The organism is Celeribacter baekdonensis, assembly GCF_900102315.1.
In the GTDB taxonomy this organism is placed as follows: Bacteria; Pseudomonadota; Alphaproteobacteria; order Rhodobacterales; family Rhodobacteraceae; genus Celeribacter; species Celeribacter baekdonensis.
In genome coordinates this window covers 133,431-150,553 of sequence record NZ_FNBL01000007.1, presented here as the reverse complement: position 1 = coordinate 150,553, position 17,123 = coordinate 133,431, and the positions used below count along the sequence as shown (strand labels likewise).

Here is a 17,123-nt window from a genome sequence, read left to right as displayed (position 1 = left end):
TTGGTCAGAAAGTCCGGTCGGCTTAAAGTCGGATCACCGATATGAGTCGCCCGTAATCCGCCTCTTTGCGATGCACCGAGCGGCGGTAGGAATAAAACCGGGACGGGTCGAAATAGGTGCAATGGCGGGTCCATTCGGCATGGCCAACCCCCGCTTCGCGCAGGCGATATAACCCAAAAGCCGGAAGGTCAAAGAGGTAGCGGTCGCCCGTGCCATTGGTGAAAAACCGCGCGTAGATCGGGTTCTCGGCATAGAAATCTTCAAAGAATTCAGGACCAACCTCATAGGCGCGTTGAGAAATGGACGGGCCGATGACGGCGGTGATCGCCTCCCGTTTTGCCCCCAATGTTTCCATCGCTTCAATCGTGGCCTCCAACACTCCGGCCGCCGCGCCCTTCCACCCGGCATGGGCCGCGCCAATGACGCCAGTGTCACGATCCGCAAACAGCACCGGCTGACAATCGGCGGTCAGGATCACCAAGGCGAGGCCCGGTTGATCGGTGACCAAAGCATCGGCTTTTGGGGCATCGCCACTTTGTGGCCCGGTGACAATCGCCACATCGGCGGAGTGGATTTGATGCGCGGCGCAGAGCTGATCCGGGGTCAGATCCATGGCCTTGGCCACCCGCGCGCGGTTGATTTTAACGATGTCGGATTGATCGGTGGAGCCAAGCCCGCAGTTCAGCCCCTCAAACACCCCCGAAGAGGCCCCGCCTTTGCGGGTGAAAAACCCGTGTGTCACGCCATTGAGCGCGTCGGAGGTGATGATTTCAAGGCTCATGCGTCAAATCCTGGAGGCAGTAATTTGGCTGTGGGGGCGAGGGCGAGTGCTTTGAAAAGCGTTCCCATTTCTGCGGGTGAGGTCAACCTGTCAAATGCGGCGATGTGAGATTTAAGGGCGTCACCGCTCAACTTTGTGGCAAGCGCTTCGGCGCGGGCAGAGATCCCGAGCCGTCCCAAGAGCATCCCTTGCGGGATCATCTGAGACGCCACGGCTCCCGCGCTCTGTGCGGCGCGCGCCAAGGCGTCGAAATCCACATGGGCGGTGAGATCGGCGCAACCGGGGCGCGCGAGGGGATCGACCATCTGATGCGCCTCAAGCGCCTGAAACGTATCGCCCAGCGAGCGCCAATCGCCATAATCGACAAAAAGGGCCGCGCCGCCATGCTGTGCAATGCGCGTGGCGATCTCGGTCACAATCGGCGTGCTTGCGGGACAGATCTCGACAATGTCGCCGTCTTTGGTGTCTGTCAGCCGATGCGCCAGTTCCGGCATGGGGGTGGCGGCGGAGAGGCCAAGGGTCAAAGCCCCATTGAGCAACCCCACCTGCGCCTCGCGCCATCCCGCGCCATCGCGGGTGAATTGGCGGATCGGCAGGGCGTCGAAGAACTCGTTGGCGACCAGCCATAAAGGCGCTTGAGGCAGGTCCGCCACACTCTCAAGCCATGTGATCTCATAGGCGGCCAGCGTCTTGGCCTGTGTGGCCTGCAAGGTCGGAGAGGCCTCGATCAAATGCACTTTCATTGCGGCGTGCAACTCCGGAACGGCTTTGGTCACGCGCAAGATATCGGCCATCAAGGTGCCGCGTCCGGGGCCAATCTCGGCGAGGGTAAAGGGCGAGGGCGCGCCTTGGTCCAACCAGTTTTGCGCCAGACACAGCCCGATCATCTCGCCAAACATCTGGCTGATTTCCGGTGCGGTGGTGAAATCGCCGCCTGCGCCCAAAGGGTCGCGTGTGGTGTAATAGCCATGCTCGGGATGCAGCAGGCAATCGCTCATGAATTCCGCCAAAGACATCGGACCCGCATGCCGGATGCGGCGGGTCAGAAGGTCAGCGAGCGGCGTCATCTGGGTCATGCGGGGCGCGGTCCACGCAGGGCTCGGGCGGCAAAAAACACGCCGATCAGGATCATCGGCAGAGACAGAAGTTGCCCCATTTGCATCCCGGCAAACACGGCACCGTTGGGGTTGATTGCGGTGATGAATTGGTCGTCCGCTTGGCGGAAAAACTCAACGATAAAGCGCGATAGGCCATAGCCCGCAAAAAACACGCCCGCGACAAGGCCCGGACGTTTGAAGGCGCGAAATCCCCAAACCATCACCAACAACACGCTGCCCAGAATCAGCCCCTCCATCCCCGCCTCATAGAGTTGCGAGGGGTGGCGGGCGCAGGGGGCGCTCAGCGTGGCACAGGCCTGTGCCGCATCGCCCGGAAAAATCACCGCCCAAGGGCCGTCCCACGGTTTGCCCCACAATTCCGCATTCACGAAATTGGCGATCCGTCCCAACATCAGGCCCGGAGGCGTGGCCATCGCCAACATATCGGCGAGCGAGCCAAGCGGCACTTTGTGTGTGCGACCCCAAAGGGCTGCGGCAATCACCACGCCGATAAAACCGCCATGAAAGGCCATGCCGCCCTGCCACACCATCGGGATTTCAATCGGATGGGCGAAGTAATAGCCCGGTTTGTAAAACAACACATATCCCAGCCGCCCCCCAACGATGACGCCCAAAATCAGCCATGTCAGCAGGTCTTCAAACGCGGTGCGTCCCATCGGTGGCGTGTCTGAGGGCCAAAGTCGCGGCGTTTTGAGCGCGCGCATGATCAGCAGCCAGCCGATCAGAAATCCACCGATATAAGCCAGCGCATACCAATGCAGCGCAAAGTGAATCGGTCCAAGGTCCAGCTCAAACAAGATGGGCGACAGGTCGGGGAATTGTATCACGGCGGGGATCATTTGAAACATGGCGCAACTGTCTCAAGAGCGGCGGGGAAGTCAACCTTGTGATTTGCCCTTTTGCCCCCCATATAGGGGAGAGATATTCACGAATGCGTTTCGGAGACAGCCCATGCAAACCCGCAACAAGATCCTTGATGACATCTCCCAATTGATGACCAACGCCATGGGCGTGGCTCAGGGAGCAAAAGAAGAGGCGGACACCGCGCTCAAAGGCTTGGTGGACCGCTGGTTGGCCGACCGCGATTTCGTCACCCGCGATGAATTCGACGCGGTGCGCGCCATGGCGCAAAAAGCCCGCGAAGAGAATGAAGAGCTGAAAAAACGGCTCGATATGATGGAACGCAAGAAAAAGGTCTGATGGTCCAGGGTCAAACCGACCGTCGTTTCTGAGATCATGTCCGGCCCTGTGTCTGGCGATCAGGCTCCCGTTTCGGGGGCCTTTTTTCTTGTCCACAGGCGGGTTTATGGCCCTGTGGAAAAAATGGGCAAGCTGTGGATGAGCGTCGATTGCTGGGGATAACATAAATATTTCGCTTTACAGGCCCGATGCTTTGCGCACACCATATCTGGTAAGGGAACGTGGTAAACCCGCCGCCCCTAGAGCAGGCACCAAGTCTTAGTGGTCGCTACGGGGATGTCGCGCAGGCCACAGGACGCAAAACAGACGAGGCCGCGTATGTCGTTTATTGAGCAAAACTTTTCCACCGAGATCCATCCCATCGACCTGTGCGAGCATTTGGCCGAACACAATGATTGGGAATTTGACCGCGTCACCGAGGATCAGATCGCTATGGCGGTCGAGGGGCAATGGCGCACCTATTCGCTCACGCTCGCATGGTCCGATTTCGACGAGACCCTGCGCCTGATCTGCACCTTTGAAATGGAGCCGCCCGAAGACAAGCTGCCGCAGATTTATGAGGTGCTCAATCGTGCCAATGATCAGATTTGGACCGGCGCTTTCACCTATTGGCCTGAACAACATCTGATGGTCTATCGCTATGGTTTGGTGCTTTCGGGCGGTCAAATCGCCGGGCCGGAACAGGTCGACCGTCTGATCGGTTCTGCCGTGGGTGCGTCTGAGCGGTTTTACCCGGCGTTTCAATTGGCCGCTTGGTCGGATCGGACGCCCGCCGAAGCGATGGAAGTCGCCATTTGCGAGGCCTATGGTCGGGCGTAAGCTGCGTGCAGAAAGCCCGCGCAGAAATGCAAGGCTCCTGAGAGCGTCGGGCAAGGTGCCCGCGCAGAACCAACGCGTCAGTGCGTTGCACTCGCAATGAGGATTGATAAAGTGCCCCCTGACCCCTCAGGGGGTCTTTTTTTGGCCAAAGCGAAGGATGCGATCATGGATGATTTGAAAACACGAGGGCTCGTGCTTTTGGGCTGCGGGAAAATGGGCTCGGCTATGCTCAAGGGCTGGCTCGCGGGTGGTCTGCCGCCCAGCTCGGTCACCGTGCTCGATCCGCATCCCTCTGAGTGGCTGCAATCGACCGGCGTGGCACTCAACACCGATTTACCAGACAATCCCGCCATCGTTTTGGTCGCGGTCAAACCACAAATGATGGGCGATGCCTTGCCCGCGCTGCAAAAGCTTGGCAATGGCGACACTGTGTTCCTCACTGTGGCCGCCGGGATTTCGATCGCGACCTATGAGGCCATGTTGGGCGCGGACACGCCGATCATTCGCGCCATGCCAAACACCCCCGCCGCCATCGGGCGCGGCATCACCGGGATCGTTGGCAATGCCAAGGTCTCGGGCGCAGCCCTTGATATGGCCGAAGGCTTGCTCAAAGCTGTAGGGCAGGTGGTGCGGCTCGACACAGAGGCGCAAATCCGGCCTTTGACCGCCATTTCCGGCTGTGGTCCGGCCTATGTGTTCCACCTCATCGAAGCCATGGCTTTGGCCGGTGAAAAGGCGGGGCTTTCCGCAGAGATGGCGATGCAATTGGCCAAAGCGACCGTGGGCGGCGCTGGGCAATTGGCCGAAGACTCCGACGAGGACCCGGCGCAATTGCGCATCAACGTGACCTCTCCGGGCGGGGTGACTGCCGAGGCGCTGCGGGTCTTGATGAGTGAGCAGGACGGGTTTGTCCCCTTGATGGAGCGCGCCGTTGCCGCCGCGATCACACGCGACGAGGAACTGGCCTGATGAGCGACCCCATCAGTTTTGACGATTTTCTCGCCGTCGACATCCGCGTCGGCACCGTCTTGCGCGCCGAACCCTTCCCCGAGGCGCGCAAGCCCGCGATCAAGCTGTGGATCGACTTCGGGCCTGAGGTGGGCGAGAAGAAAACATCGGCCCAGATCACGGTGCATTACACACCCGAAGCGCTGATCGGCCAACAGGTCATGGCGGTGGTGAATTTTCCACCCCGCCAAATCGGCCCCTTCATGTCGGAAGTCTTGGTGCTGGGCTTTCCCGATGAAAACGGCGCGGTTGTTTTGGCCCAACCCAACCTTCCCGTGCCCAATGGCGGTCGAATGCACTAGCCTTTGCCGCTGTCTTTACCGTGACCTAAATACTCAGATCGGGCTCAATCGGCCCGGTCGCCCACGGCTTCGCGCCAATGGCGGCGGCACAGCGATACATAGCGCTCGTTGCCGCCAATCTCGACCTGTGCACCTTTGGTCAACACCATGCCATTTTCCGACATGCGCACCACCATCGTCGCTTTTTTCCCACAATGACAAATCGTGCGCACTTCGCGCATCTCATCGGCCAAGGCCAAAAGGGCGGCAGAGCCGGGAAACAAATTGCCCTGAAAATCAACGCGCAACCCGTAGGCCATGACTGGCACGTTCAAATCATCAACGACGCGGGCCAATTGCCAGACCTGATCTTTGGTTAAAAACTGTGCTTCGTCGATAAAGACACAGGCGACGGAGCCGTGCGCCAGACGATCGTTGATCTTGGCAAACAGATCATCACCCTCGTCAAACGTATCCGCCTCTTCGCCAATACCGATCCGGCTGGCGATATGTCCCTCTCCGGCGCGATGGTCGAACCGTGCTGTGATCAAATAGGTCTCCATACCACGTTCGCGGTAATTGTAAGACGCCTGAAGCAGCAGGGTCGATTTGCCTGCGTTCATCGTTGAGTATTGAAAATAGAGCTTTGCCATGGCCGGGGGTGTGCCAGAAATGCCGCGTTGGGATCAAGATGCCTCAGGCGGCAAACCTAAAAAATATGTCAGTCTTCACGGTCAGGGAAAGGTGGACAGGCCAAGTCGGAACACGAACGGGTGGAAGCCGGAATAAGGGGGACACATCCAAGTAAGAACCGGCGATTGCCCAGGCGGGCAGGGGATGAGGGTGCCGAGATCTGACAGTGTTGACGTAACGTCCTTCCCAAACTGGCTTCCACCCGACCCGATGTTTTAAGGCATCGGATACTGATGAATTCCCTGCAACGGCAGGTAGACACTTGTATGTCATGTGATATTTAGGAATTTAATGGGAAAGGGTGGGGTGAATTCCCCATCGGGGGAATGTCCCGAAGAATGGGTCGTGGTTCGTGTTAGGACGGTGTTTATGGACGCAGCAGGAAATTATCTGAAAAAGCACACCGAGGCTTTGGTCAAAGACGTTGGGCTTGAGGCCGCATGTGCTTTGACTGGAAAATCCAAGGCCACTTTAGGTCGGTATTATTCAACGTCTGAGGAACATGCTGATCGTTTTATGCCCGTGGACGCCGTGGCCCAGCTTGAATCGGCGGCCAGCTACCCACATGTCACGTCCGCCTTGGCAGAACTGAAAGGTGTGGCCCTCTCCTATGATGCGGCGCGCAACGAGGGCGCGCGCGCGGGCAGCGGTGGAGTCAACACCGATGTCGTGGCCCTGTCGCAGCGTTTTGCCATGTTGATGGCCGAATATTCCGGTGCCATCGAGGATGGGATCATCACCATCAACGAAGCAAAACGGCTTTTGCGCGAGACGCTTGAACTGCAACATGTGCTGATTTCGATGAAATTGCATTTGGAGCATGAGGTGACCTAAAGGGTCGCTTTGCCTTGTTCGCGAGGCCATCTAAGAGATCAGGCCTCTGATCCAAACGCAAAAGAAGCGGCCAAAGCCGCTTCTTTTTTCAATTCTATCAGGTTCTTAATGCCGATTTACGCCTCAGCGCTACGACCACGGTTGCGCTGGGGGCGTCCGCCATTGGCCGCTTTCGGCGCGCCGCCGGGCTTGCCAAAACCGCCGCCGCCGCGACGCTGACCGCCACCATTGCCGCCGCCAAAGCCGCCACCGCCACCGGGGCCACCCCGACGACGACCGCCGCCCTGTTTGGCCTTTGCCGGGGCTTTCGCGTCGGCATGGGCCCAAGAGGCCGCCGTTGCAATCGGGATCGACAGTTTCATCACTTTTTCAATCGCGCGGAAATCGCCAAGCTCGTCAGGCGCACAAAACGCAATCGCTTTGCCGGCACGGCCCGCCCGCGCGGTCCGACCAATCCGGTGCACAAAATTCTCCGGCACGTTCGGCAGCTCGTAGTTGTAGACGTGGCGCACTTCGGGGATGTCGATGCCACGCGCGGCCACATCGGTCGCGACCAACACTTGGATCTTGCCGGTGCGTGCCTCTTTCAAAGTGCGCTCGCGTTGACCTTGGGATTTGTTGCCGTGGATTGACCCGGCGACAAAGCCAGCGGCGGTCAATTGTTTGCTCATCCGTTCCGCGCCATGTTTGGTGCGCGAAAACACCAAGGCCAGTTCGTCTTTATGCTCGCCCAGAAGTTTCTTGAGCAGGTCAAGTTTTTCGGGCTGCGGGATAAAGTGAACCTCTTGGTCGATCTTGTCGGCCACTTTGCCCGCGGGCGAAACTTCGATGCGGATCGGGGAGGTGAGGTAGCTTTGGGCGATCTCGTTCATCTGTTTCGACATGGTCGCCGAAAACAGCATGGTCTGGCGTTCTTTGGCCAACATCGGCACCAGTTTGCGCAACGCATGGATAAAGCCCATGTCGAGCATCTGGTCGGCCTCATCGAGCACCAAGAAATTGGTCTCATTCAGGCGCACCGCTTTGCGGTCGATCAGGTCCATCAAACGACCGGGGGTGGCGATCAAAATGTCCGTGCCACGTTGCAAACGGTTGATTTGGGTGTTGATCGACACGCCACCGACAACGCGGTTGAGCTTGAGGTGGGTGCCCTTCATAAAGGGGAACAGGCTGTCGGCGATTTGGTTCACCAACTCACGCGTCGGCGCCAAAACCAGAGCGCGCACGGTGCGGTCCGCAGGCTTGTCGCCCGAACTCAGCGCCATATCCAAAAGTGGCAGGCCAAAGGCCAATGTTTTGCCGGTCCCGGTCTGGGCCAGACCCATCACGTCGCGGCCATTCATCACTTCGGGGATGGCGCGGGATTGGATCGGGGTGGCTTCAGTCAGGCCCATTTCGGCCAAGGTCGTCAGAAGGCGCGGCTTGAGGCCGAGCGTGGAAAAATCAGTCATGTATATCCTTTGGGTGGGCGGTAACCCACACGCGAAACGCGCCCCAGAATGGGACGGCTTGAATGGTCGCGGAAAAGGTCTCCGGTGAGGGCCACATGCCCGCCCCGTCTTTCCGCCGGACCCCTGCGTGATTTGGGAACCTTGTGGGCGTGTTCCGCCCGTCATCGACCACCTGAGGCGTTTCACATGAACGCGGCTGCTCACGCGGCAGCATTGGGTGTCGATGGACGACAGATGCGGTAGATTGGGGGATAAGTCAAGGTTTATCGCTGCACTGCAAAAATCACCCTAAAAAAACGCCCCGCGCAAAGCAGGGCGTTTTGAGATGTGTTCGAGCGTTTGAGTCGCTTACATATTCTGCAAGCTACAGACTTCGATCTCCCCTTCGGTGCGCGATTTGATCGCCATGGCGGCGGCGTGGCTTGCGGCGGCCGTGGTGAAGTAGGGGATTTTGTCGTAGAGCGCGACTTTGCGAATTTCGCGAGAGTCATCAACGGCTTGTGTGCCTTCGGTCGTGTTGAGGACCAAAGCGATCTCGCCGTTTTTCATCATGTCGACGATGTTCGGGCGGCCCTCATAGACCTTGTTCACCACGGTGGAGGTCACGCCGTTTTCTTGCAAAAACTTCGCCGTGCCGCGGGTTGCGATGATCTCGAAACCAAGCTCGACCAAGGTCTGAGCGGCTTCCACCATCTTCGGTTTCTTGTCGTAGTTTTTCACCGACATGAACACTTTGCCCTCAGATGGTAAATCGGTGCCCGCGCCCATTTGCGCCTTGAGGAAGGCGCGTGCAAAGGTCGCGTCGCTGCCCATGACTTCGCCGGTGGAGCGCATTTCTGGCCCCAAGATCGTGTCGACGCCGGGGAAGCGGGCAAAGGGCAGCACGGCTTCTTTCACTGCAAAACGCCCGGTTTTGCTTGGATCAACCAGAGTGAAATCGCTTAGTTTCTCACCCGCCATAAGGCGCGCGGCGATAGAGGCGATGGGGCTGTTCACGGCCTTGGCCACGAAAGGCACGGTACGTGAGGCGCGCGGGTTGACCTCGATGAGGAAAATCTCATCGTCTTTGACCGCAAACTGAATGTTCATCAGGCCAACCACGTTGAGCGCCAGCGCCAGAGCCTTGGTCTGGACCTTCAACTCCTCGATGATCTCGGGTTTGAGCGAGTAGGGCGGCAGCGAACAGGCGGAGTCACCGGAGTGAACACCGGCTTCTTCGATGTGCTGCATGATGCCCGCAACATGCACCTCTTTGCCGTCGCACAGCGCATCAACGTCAATCTCGGTGGCACCCGACAGGTAGTGATCCAACAACACCGGGCTGTCGCCTGACACCACCACGGCGGAGGAGATGTAGCGGTTCAATTGGTCCATATCGCGCACGATTTCCATCGCGCGACCGCCCAAAACGTAAGACGGGCGAATGACCAGCGGAAAGCCAATATCTTCTGCAATCGCAAGGGCTTGCGCGTCGGTTGAGGCGATCCCATTGTGCGGCTGTTTCAGGCCCAGACGGGTCACGAGGTCCTGGAACCGCTCGCGGTCCTCGGCCAGATCAATCGCGTCCGGCGAGGTGCCGAGGATCGGAATGCCCTCCGCCTCAAGCGCTTTCGCGAGTTTCAAAGGCGTCTGACCGCCGAACTGAACAATCACACCATGCAATGTGCCGTTGTCTTGCTCGACGCGCAGGATTTCCATCACATGCTCAAAGGTCAGCGGTTCAAAATACAACCGATCCGAAGTGTCGTAATCGGTCGACACGGTCTCGGGGTTGCAGTTGATCATGATCGTCTCATAGCCCTGCTCGGTGAGCGAATAACAGGCGTGACAGCAGCAATAATCGAACTCGATGCCTTGGCCGATCCGGTTCGGACCACCGCCCAAAATGACCACTTTCTTGCGATCAGAGGGCCGCGCTTCGCATTCGACTTCGCCCATCATCGGGGATTCGTAGGTCGAATACATATAGGGGGTCTGCGCTTCGAATTCGGCGGCACAGGTGTCGATGCGTTTGAACACGGCGTTGACACCCAGATTGCGGCGGGCGCGGCGCACATTGCCCTCATCTCGCCCGGTCAATGTCGCCAATCGCGCGTCGGTGAAACCCAACATCTTGAGTTTGCGCAGGCCCGCTTCGGTCACCGGAAGACCCTCTTTGCGCACACCAGCTTCGGCCTCAAGGATTTCACGAATCCGAGCCAGGAACCAAGGATCAAAACTGTTGATCTCTTTGATTTCTTCATCAGTAAAGCCAAAGCGCATGGCTTGGGCGATCACGCGCAGGCGGTCCGGCGTGGCGCGGGCCAGTTCGCGGGTGATGGTTTTGTCGATCATCTGTTGCGCTGCGGCATCCACGCCCAAGAAAATCCGCGACAGCGTGTCGTCTTCGCCATCCGCCTCAATGATTTGCGCAGGCGTCGGCATGTCCGGCAGGTCGATTTCATCAAAGCCGGTGAGGCCCGTTTCCATCGAAGCCAGTGCTTTTTGCATTGATTCGTGGAAGGTCCGGCCAATCGCCATCACCTCGCCCACGGATTTCATTGCGGTGGTGAGTTCGGGCTTTGCGCCGGGGAATTTTTCAAAGGCGAAGCGCGGGATTTTGGTGACGACATAGTCGATGGTCGGCTCAAAGGAGGCGGGCGTGACCTTGGTGATGTCGTTGTCCAGCTCGTCGAGCGTATAGCCCACGGCCAGCTTCGCGGCGATTTTGGCAATCGGGAAACCGGTGGCTTTCGAGGCCAAAGCCGAGGAGCGCGACACGCGCGGGTTCATTTCAATCACGACCATGCGGCCATCGACCGGATTGATCGCCCATTGCACGTTGGAACCGCCGGTTTCGACGCCGATTTCACGCAGCACATTGATCGAATGGGTGCGCATCAGTTGGTATTCTTTGTCGGTCAGCGTCAGCGCCGGGGCCACGGTGACGGAATCGCCGGTGTGCACGCCCATCGGGTCGACGTTCTCAATCGAACAGACGATGATGGCGTTGTCGGCGGTGTCGCGCACCACCTCCATCTCATATTCCTTCCAGCCCAAAAGCGACTCATCGACGAGGATTTGCGCCATCGGCGAGGCTTCAAGGCCAGAGCGGCAGATCAATTCGTAATCGTCGCGGTTATAGGCCACGCCACCGCCGGTGCCGCCCAAGGTGAAGGCGGGACGGATGATCGCCGGAAGGCCGATGTCTTCGAGCGCGCCCATCGCCTCGGCCAGACCCGCCGCGATGTCATATTTGCCATTGTCTTTTTTCGGCGCGGCAATAATCGTGGCTTTCGGGTTCTCGATGCCAAGACGATCCATCGCCTCACGGAACAGTTTGCGATCTTCTGCCATTTCAATGGCTTCGCGTTTCGCACCGATCAATTCGACGTTGAACTTGTCCAACACGCCCAGATCCGCCAGCGCCAGCGCGGTGTTCAAACCGGTCTGGCCGCCCATGGTGGGCAAAAGCGCATCAGGACGCTCTTTCTCGATGATCTTGGCCACCACTTCGGGGGTGATCGGTTCGATATAGGTTGCGTCTGCCATGTCCGGATCGGTCATGATGGTCGCGGGGTTGGAGTTCACCAGAATGACCCGGTAGCCCTCTTCTTTAAGCGCCTTACACGCCTGCGCCCCGGAGTAATCAAATTCACAGGCCTGCCCGATGATGATCGGCCCCGCACCAATGATCATGATGGAGGAAATATCGGTTCTCTTCGGCATGGCGGACCCCGGATGTTTGAGCAGCTTTTGCGTACCCTCTAACAGGGTGCGCGCAAATTGTCGTGGGTTATAGCTATGGAGTCCGTGGGTGCAAGGCTTTAGGTGGCGGATATTGCCGAAATTTCACCGTTGGCGGTTTTGCACCGCGGCATGACCGCGGCATGGATGAGCAATGTCACGAACAAGGCGAGGTAATACCCGGTTCCGGGCATGGGCGACCACATCACATCTTGGTTCAGGTCACTGAGCCTGACGGTCAGTGTAACGGATGTCAAAAATCCCCCCGCGATGACCCAGCGCCAACTGGTGCGGGGTGTGAACACGGTGAACAGTACCGGGGTCAGGGCCAGTGGTAGGACGAAATAATGCATCCAGGACAGCGGTCCAAACAAAGCGACCGCCAGCGACAGCACCAGCGCTTCAAGACCCACGGTGGTGTGATGGCGCAAATGAACTATCACAATCCAGATGAGCGCACCGAGGAAACACAGTTTCGGGAGGATTTGAATCCAGGCCGGCGCATCAAATACCGCGCTCGTCCCCATGCGCGTGACATTGGGCGGGATGCTCAAAACCACACGGCGTAACTCATAGAGCACCATTTCCGGCGAAAGATTGGCTCTTGAGAGGATCGTGGCCGCGTTGATGTCCTGAAGACGTTCAAGCATCGTCAGGTGCAGCGGCAGCCCGCCAAACATCAGGCTGATGGCCAAGAGACCCAGCCCCGTCACGGCCATTGCCGCAAGCGCGCGCCAATCGCGTCGGATCAGCAACAAAAGCCCAAAGACGGCAGGTGCGATTTTGAGCGCTGCAGCAACTCCGATGAGCACGCCTGCGGTTTTGCTTTTGCCTCGGGTCAGGGCCAAGAGGCCGAGCATGGTGATAAAGGTGACTGTGATCTGTAACTGGTTTTGGGCAACGGCTGTGAGATTGGTCGTTGAAACAAACAACAGAAAGAAGCCGCAGAGCAGCCAGATCGGGGCCTTGAGCGCGCGGGGGCGGGCGATTCGATAGCCGATCCAGGGCATCATCGCCAGCATGAAGGACTGGACCCCCATCATCACATCAAAAAACGTATGTATCGACAAAACGCGGGTGAGAGGCGCCAGAAGATAGGCCCAAATCGGCGGGTAGAGATAGGGCGGGGTTTGGTCGATCGGCAAGCCGGCGTCGGCCATCAGGGATTGGATACGTTCCGGGGTTCCAATCACCAACCCCGTTGGCACCGTGTCATACATGATGTCCGGTGTGCCATTGGCAATGGCAAGTCCCGCCGCGTAGAAGGCGCTCAGATCGGTGGCAAAATACCCTTTCAAAAGCAGGGTGATGTAGCACATGTGGGCAAAGGCACCGATCAAGGCCAAGCCAAGCCAGTCGTTGCCGGTCAGAACCCTGCGCCAAAATTCAGTCATCTGCCTACCTCTTGAACGCGTCACCTAGTAACGTAAATTCGGTATAATTTGTTTTGTTTTATAATGAGTGGTCGCGTTTGCTTAACCTTTTAGACCTGCGCCCGACAAGGGGGCAGGGCTTTTCACGTGTGCCCGCCCTTGACTTTCCGGCCTCGGACGGGTGTATCGGCAGGAACCATCCGTATACCCGAAGGGCCAAAGTCAATGCATGTCTATCGCAGCCATACCTGCGCCGATTTGAACACATCCAATGTTGGCGACACTGTCCGCCTGTCTGGTTGGGTGCATCGCATCCGTGACCATGGGGGTATCCTCTTTGTCGATTTGCGTGATCACTATGGTGTCACTCAGGTGCTTTGCGACCCCGACAGCCCGGCGTTTGCCGCCATGGAAAAGGTCCGCGCTGAATGGTGTATCCGCATTGATGGCACCGTGAAGGCCCGCGATGAGAGCCTTGTAAACACCAAACTCCCCACCGGCGAGATTGAAGTGTTTGTCCGCGATCTCGAAGTGCTGGGCGCATCGGCAGAATTGCCGCTCATGGTCTTTGGTGATCAGGAATACCCGGAAGAGACCCGCCTGAAATACCGCTACCTCGACCTGCGTCGTGAGGCGATGCAGCAAAACATGATCCTGCGCTCCAACGTGGTCAAAGATCTGCGTCAGCGCATGTGGGGCAACGGGTTCAACGAATTCCAAACTCCGATCATCACCGCGTCCTCCCCCGAAGGTGCGCGCGACTTCTTGGTGCCATCGCGGTTGCATCCGGGCAAATTCTACGCCCTGCCACAGGCGCCGCAGCAGTTCAAACAGTTGCTCATGGTCTCGGGCTTTGACAAATATTTCCAGATCGCGCCGTGTTTCCGCGACGAAGACCCGCGTGCCGACCGCTCGCCGACCGATTTCTACCAGCTCGACGTGGAAATGTCCTTTGTCACCCAACAGGATATTTTTGACACGATGGAGCCGGTGATCGCCGGGATGTTCGACACATTCGGCAAAGGCCGTTTGTCGAACCGCGATTGGCCGCAAATCTCCTATCGCGATTCCGCACTGTGGTACGGCACCGACAAGCCCGACCTGCGCAACCCGATCAAGATGCAGGACGTGTCCGAGCATTTCCGTGGCTCTGGATTTGCCATTTTTGCCTCGCTTCTGGAGCAAGAGGGCAACGAAGTCCGCGCGATTCCGGCCCCCAAAGGCGGCTCGCGCAAATTCTGCGACCGGATGAACAAATTCGCCCAACAAGAGGGCCTGCCGGGGATGGGGTATATCTTTTGGCGTGAAACCGACGGGCAGATGGAAGCCGCCGGTCCCTTGGCCAAAAACATCGGCCCGGAACGCACCGAAGCGATCCGTCAACAGCTTGGGCTTGGGGTTGGCGATGCGGCCTTTTTCTTGGGCGGCAAGCCGAAATCCTTCCAACGTGTCGCTGGCAAAGCCCGCACCGTGATCTGGGAAGAGACGCCGAAAGCCCCCGAGGACGAGAACTGGCGCGATGCGTTCAAATTTGCCTGGATCGTTGATTTCCCGATCTACGAGCAGGATGAGGACAGCGGCAAGATCGACTTTGAACACAACCCGTTCTCGATGCCGCAAGGTGGAATGGACGCGCTTTTGGGCGATCCTTTGAAGGTTCTGGGCTATCAATATGATCTGGCCTGTAACGGCTACGAACTGGTGTCCGGGGCGATCCGCAACCACAAGCCGGAAATCATGTTCAAGGCGTTTGAACTTGCCGGTTATGGTAAGGATGAGGTCGAAAAACGCTTTGGCGGTATGGTCAACGCCTTCCAATACGGCGCGCCGCCGCACGGCGGTTGTGCCCTTGGGATTGACCGGGCCGTGATGCTTTTGGCCGATGAGGACAACATCCGCGAAGTCATTCTCTTCCCGATGAACCAGCGCGCCGAAGACCTGATGATGGGCGCTCCGAACGAGCCGACCAACGAACAGCTGCGCGAATTGAACATCCGGGTCATTCCACAAGAGTGAGGCGTGCCGGAAAACAGTCCAGTGGGCTGTTGTCAGCGCCGAACGAGCGGAGCCCCCGCGCGCCGCGAAACAGTGCTGCGGCTGTGGAATTTGAAACATAGAAAAGGCGCGAGGGCATCCTTCGCGCCTTTTTCATATTGGGCGAACGCAACGGCGCAACTGGATGTGGGCGACCGTCACATTATGCACCCCAAGGGCATTACACCACTTTGCGCGGTTCGATCCGGGCCTGAACCAGCCCGGCAATCCGCGCCAGATCAGAGCCATAGGGCAGCCCCTGTTCGCGGTGATCGGCCAAGCTATGCGCCGCCGTTTCCATTTCCGCATCCCCTGCCGTGCGCGCCAGGCCAGACAGGAATTGTGCAATATAATCAAGCATGTTTTCGCCCCCATCCGTGGTCAGAAGATCAGCGATATGGACAAAATCATCCTGCAATGCGATCATATCCGGCCAAATCTCTTCGTTGGTGACCGCATGCAGCCCGGACGGGCGGGCGCCCTCTGGTAAGCAAGAGAGAACCTTTTCTTGGAACGCACCGAGCGCAGAAATCGGTTTTTCGATAAACCCGTTGGCCCCGGCCGCCGAAGCCAGTGCCTCAGCACCACTGTCGCCCGACATGCCCAGAATAACGTCAACGCCGGGGCGGGCATGGCTTAGCTCGTCAATCAATTCGGCGCCCGATCCGTCCGGCAGACCAAGATCCACGATCACCACATTCGGGCGGTAGACCCGCAAATGTTTGCGCGCGGAATGAAGGCTGTCGGCGCGACGAATGCGCGCGCCCGAACGCAAACACAAAAGACGCATCGCCTCAGAGGCAAACCGGCTGTCCTCGACGACAAGGACGGTCAGCCCCAAAAGCGGGCGTTCCGGGGTTGGGCTTTGGGGCGCCAACAGGCTTTCAAGATCATCGGTCATTGTTCACAGCTCCATCCAGTGCGACTCAGAGTTAACCGCAGAACTGGTGAATGAGCGGTTAACCGAGAGATATGTTGAACAATGGTAGCGCAAAACGTTGCCGCTTTGCCCTTGCGAGACGCCCCACTGCGGGCGATAAGCTCAGGCCAAAGAGCTGCCTTTTGGAGGAATACACCATGATTGGACGTCTCAATCACGTTGCCATCGCTGTGCCTGACCTAGACGCCGCTGCGGCGCAATATGCCAACACTCTGGGCGCCAAGGTCAACCCGCCGCAAGACGAGCCGGATCATGGCGTGACTGTGGTGTTTATCGAACTGCCCAACACCAAGATCGAGCTTTTGTATCCGCTTGGCGAAAACTCCCCGATCAACGGTTTTTTGGAAAAGAACCCGGCGGGCGGCATTCATCACATTTGCTACGAGGTCGATGACATTTTGGCCGCGCGCGATAAGTTGAAAGAGGCGGGCGCACGGGTTTTGGGGACGGGCGAGCCGAAAATCGGTGCGCATGGCAAGCCGGTGTTGTTTTTGCACCCGAAAGATTTCAACGGCTGTCTGGTCGAGTTGGAACAAGTTTAAGTCGGTTGAACCGAAAAGGAGCGCGTCATGGCGATCACCTCTGCAATCGTGCTGTATGCCGTGACATGGTTCATGACCATGTTCATCGCTCTGCCCATCGGGTTGAAAACCCAAGGCGACATGGGGGAAAAAGTGGCCGGAACTCATGATGGAGCCCCGGCCAATTATAATCCCAAACGCAAAGCGATCTGGGTGACGGTGTTTGCCACGGCGATCTGGATCGTGCTTGTCGGGCTGATCAGCTACAGCGGCATCACCTGGCATGATATGGATTGGACGGCAAACCTGCCGTCCGTGGCAGACAGTTAAACCAAAGCGTTTCG

Annotated in this window: 16 protein-coding genes; 8 read left to right on the top strand and 8 right to left on the bottom strand. The window is 58.2% G+C overall.

All coding sequences use genetic code 11. The features are described from left to right. Nucleotides 1-22 precede the first annotated feature (22 nt). From pgeF to lgt, 3 genes are read right to left on the bottom strand one after another with little or no spacing between them, the layout of a single operon-like run. On the bottom strand, nt 23-781 hold the full coding sequence (gene pgeF, locus BLT54_RS13165; protein WP_074645738.1) for a peptidoglycan editing factor PgeF: 759 nt from the start codon (nt 779-781) through the stop codon (nt 23-25). Beyond that, complete coding sequence (locus tag BLT54_RS13160) at nt 778-1,848, bottom strand: class I SAM-dependent methyltransferase (RefSeq protein WP_074645840.1); 1,071 nt, start codon at nt 1,846-1,848, stop codon at nt 778-780. The genes pgeF and BLT54_RS13160 overlap by 4 nt, the downstream gene beginning before the upstream one ends. Nucleotides 1,849-1,853: 5 nt before the next feature. Then, on the bottom strand, nt 1,854-2,735 hold the full coding sequence (gene lgt, locus BLT54_RS13155; RefSeq protein WP_074645839.1) for a prolipoprotein diacylglyceryl transferase: 882 nt from the start codon (nt 2,733-2,735) through the stop codon (nt 1,854-1,856). 115 nt (nt 2,736-2,850) lie between these two features. On the opposite strand from lgt, the gene BLT54_RS13150 reads away from it, so the two are divergent. From BLT54_RS13150 to BLT54_RS13135, 4 genes are all read left to right on the top strand, one after another. Continuing rightward, nucleotides 2,851-3,099, top strand: coding sequence for an accessory factor UbiK family protein (locus tag BLT54_RS13150; RefSeq protein WP_009573005.1), 249 nt, complete (start codon nt 2,851-2,853; stop codon nt 3,097-3,099). Between the two features lie 318 nt (nt 3,100-3,417). After that, nucleotides 3,418-3,918: a type III secretion system chaperone family protein gene (locus BLT54_RS13145; RefSeq protein ID WP_074645736.1), complete on the top strand. Its 501-nt coding sequence runs from the start codon at nt 3,418-3,420 to the stop codon at nt 3,916-3,918. 165 nt (nt 3,919-4,083) lie between these two features. Beyond that, nucleotides 4,084-4,887 (top strand): pyrroline-5-carboxylate reductase, encoded by an 804-nt coding sequence (gene proC, locus BLT54_RS13140; RefSeq protein ID WP_074645838.1) that lies wholly within the window; start codon nt 4,084-4,086, stop codon nt 4,885-4,887. Further along, the gene (locus BLT54_RS13135; RefSeq protein WP_074645733.1) at nt 4,887-5,228 is read left to right on the top strand and encodes a tRNA-binding protein; all 342 of its coding nucleotides are present in this window, start codon (nt 4,887-4,889) and stop codon (nt 5,226-5,228) included. Before proC ends, BLT54_RS13135 begins: the two co-directional genes overlap by 1 nt. Before the next feature lie 44 nt (nt 5,229-5,272). Here the strand turns inward: BLT54_RS13135 and BLT54_RS13130 are convergent, their stop codons facing one another. Next, nucleotides 5,273-5,860 carry a thymidine kinase gene (locus BLT54_RS13130; protein ID WP_074645732.1) on the bottom strand — a complete coding sequence of 196 codons (588 nt, stop codon included), beginning with the start codon at nt 5,858-5,860 and terminating at the stop codon, nt 5,273-5,275. 409 nt (nt 5,861-6,269) lie between these two features. Between BLT54_RS13130 and BLT54_RS13125 the strand changes: the two genes are divergently transcribed. Next, nucleotides 6,270-6,734 (top strand): hypothetical protein, encoded by a 465-nt coding sequence (locus tag BLT54_RS13125; protein WP_074645730.1) that lies wholly within the window; start codon nt 6,270-6,272, stop codon nt 6,732-6,734. A gap of 116 nt (nt 6,735-6,850) precedes the next feature. Here BLT54_RS13125 and BLT54_RS13120 read toward each other — a convergent pair whose 3' ends face one another. From BLT54_RS13120 to BLT54_RS13110, 3 genes are all read right to left on the bottom strand, one after another. Beyond that, nucleotides 6,851-8,185, bottom strand: coding sequence for a DEAD/DEAH box helicase (locus BLT54_RS13120; protein WP_074645729.1), 1,335 nt, complete (start codon nt 8,183-8,185; stop codon nt 6,851-6,853). 348 nt (nt 8,186-8,533) lie between these two features. After that, entirely contained in the window at nt 8,534-11,893 is a 3,360-nt protein-coding gene (gene carB / locus BLT54_RS13115) for a carbamoyl-phosphate synthase large subunit (RefSeq protein ID WP_074645727.1), read from the bottom strand. A 98-nt stretch (nt 11,894-11,991) separates the two neighbouring features. Then, the gene (locus BLT54_RS13110; protein ID WP_074645725.1) at nt 11,992-13,305 is read right to left on the bottom strand and encodes a glycosyltransferase family 87 protein; all 1,314 of its coding nucleotides are present in this window, start codon (nt 13,303-13,305) and stop codon (nt 11,992-11,994) included. Between the two features lie 204 nt (nt 13,306-13,509). On the opposite strand from BLT54_RS13110, the gene aspS reads away from it, so the two are divergent. Next, the gene (gene aspS / locus BLT54_RS13105) at nt 13,510-15,300 is read left to right on the top strand and encodes an aspartate--tRNA ligase (RefSeq protein ID WP_074645724.1); all 1,791 of its coding nucleotides are present in this window, start codon (nt 13,510-13,512) and stop codon (nt 15,298-15,300) included. A 199-nt stretch (nt 15,301-15,499) separates the two neighbouring features. On the opposite strand, the gene BLT54_RS13100 is transcribed toward aspS, so the two are convergent. Then, on the bottom strand, nt 15,500-16,219 hold the full coding sequence (locus BLT54_RS13100) for a response regulator (protein WP_074645722.1): 720 nt from the start codon (nt 16,217-16,219) through the stop codon (nt 15,500-15,502). A 176-nt stretch (nt 16,220-16,395) separates the two neighbouring features. On the opposite strand from BLT54_RS13100, the gene mce reads away from it, so the two are divergent. Both mce and BLT54_RS13090 read left to right on the top strand, forming a co-directional pair. Further along, nucleotides 16,396-16,800, top strand: coding sequence for a methylmalonyl-CoA epimerase (gene mce, locus BLT54_RS13095; RefSeq protein WP_009573016.1), 405 nt, complete (start codon nt 16,396-16,398; stop codon nt 16,798-16,800). 27 nt (nt 16,801-16,827) lie between these two features. Then, nucleotides 16,828-17,109, top strand: a complete 282-nt coding sequence (locus tag BLT54_RS13090; RefSeq protein ID WP_009573017.1) for a DUF1467 family protein — start codon at nt 16,828-16,830, stop codon at nt 17,107-17,109. Nucleotides 17,110-17,123 lie beyond the last annotated feature (14 nt).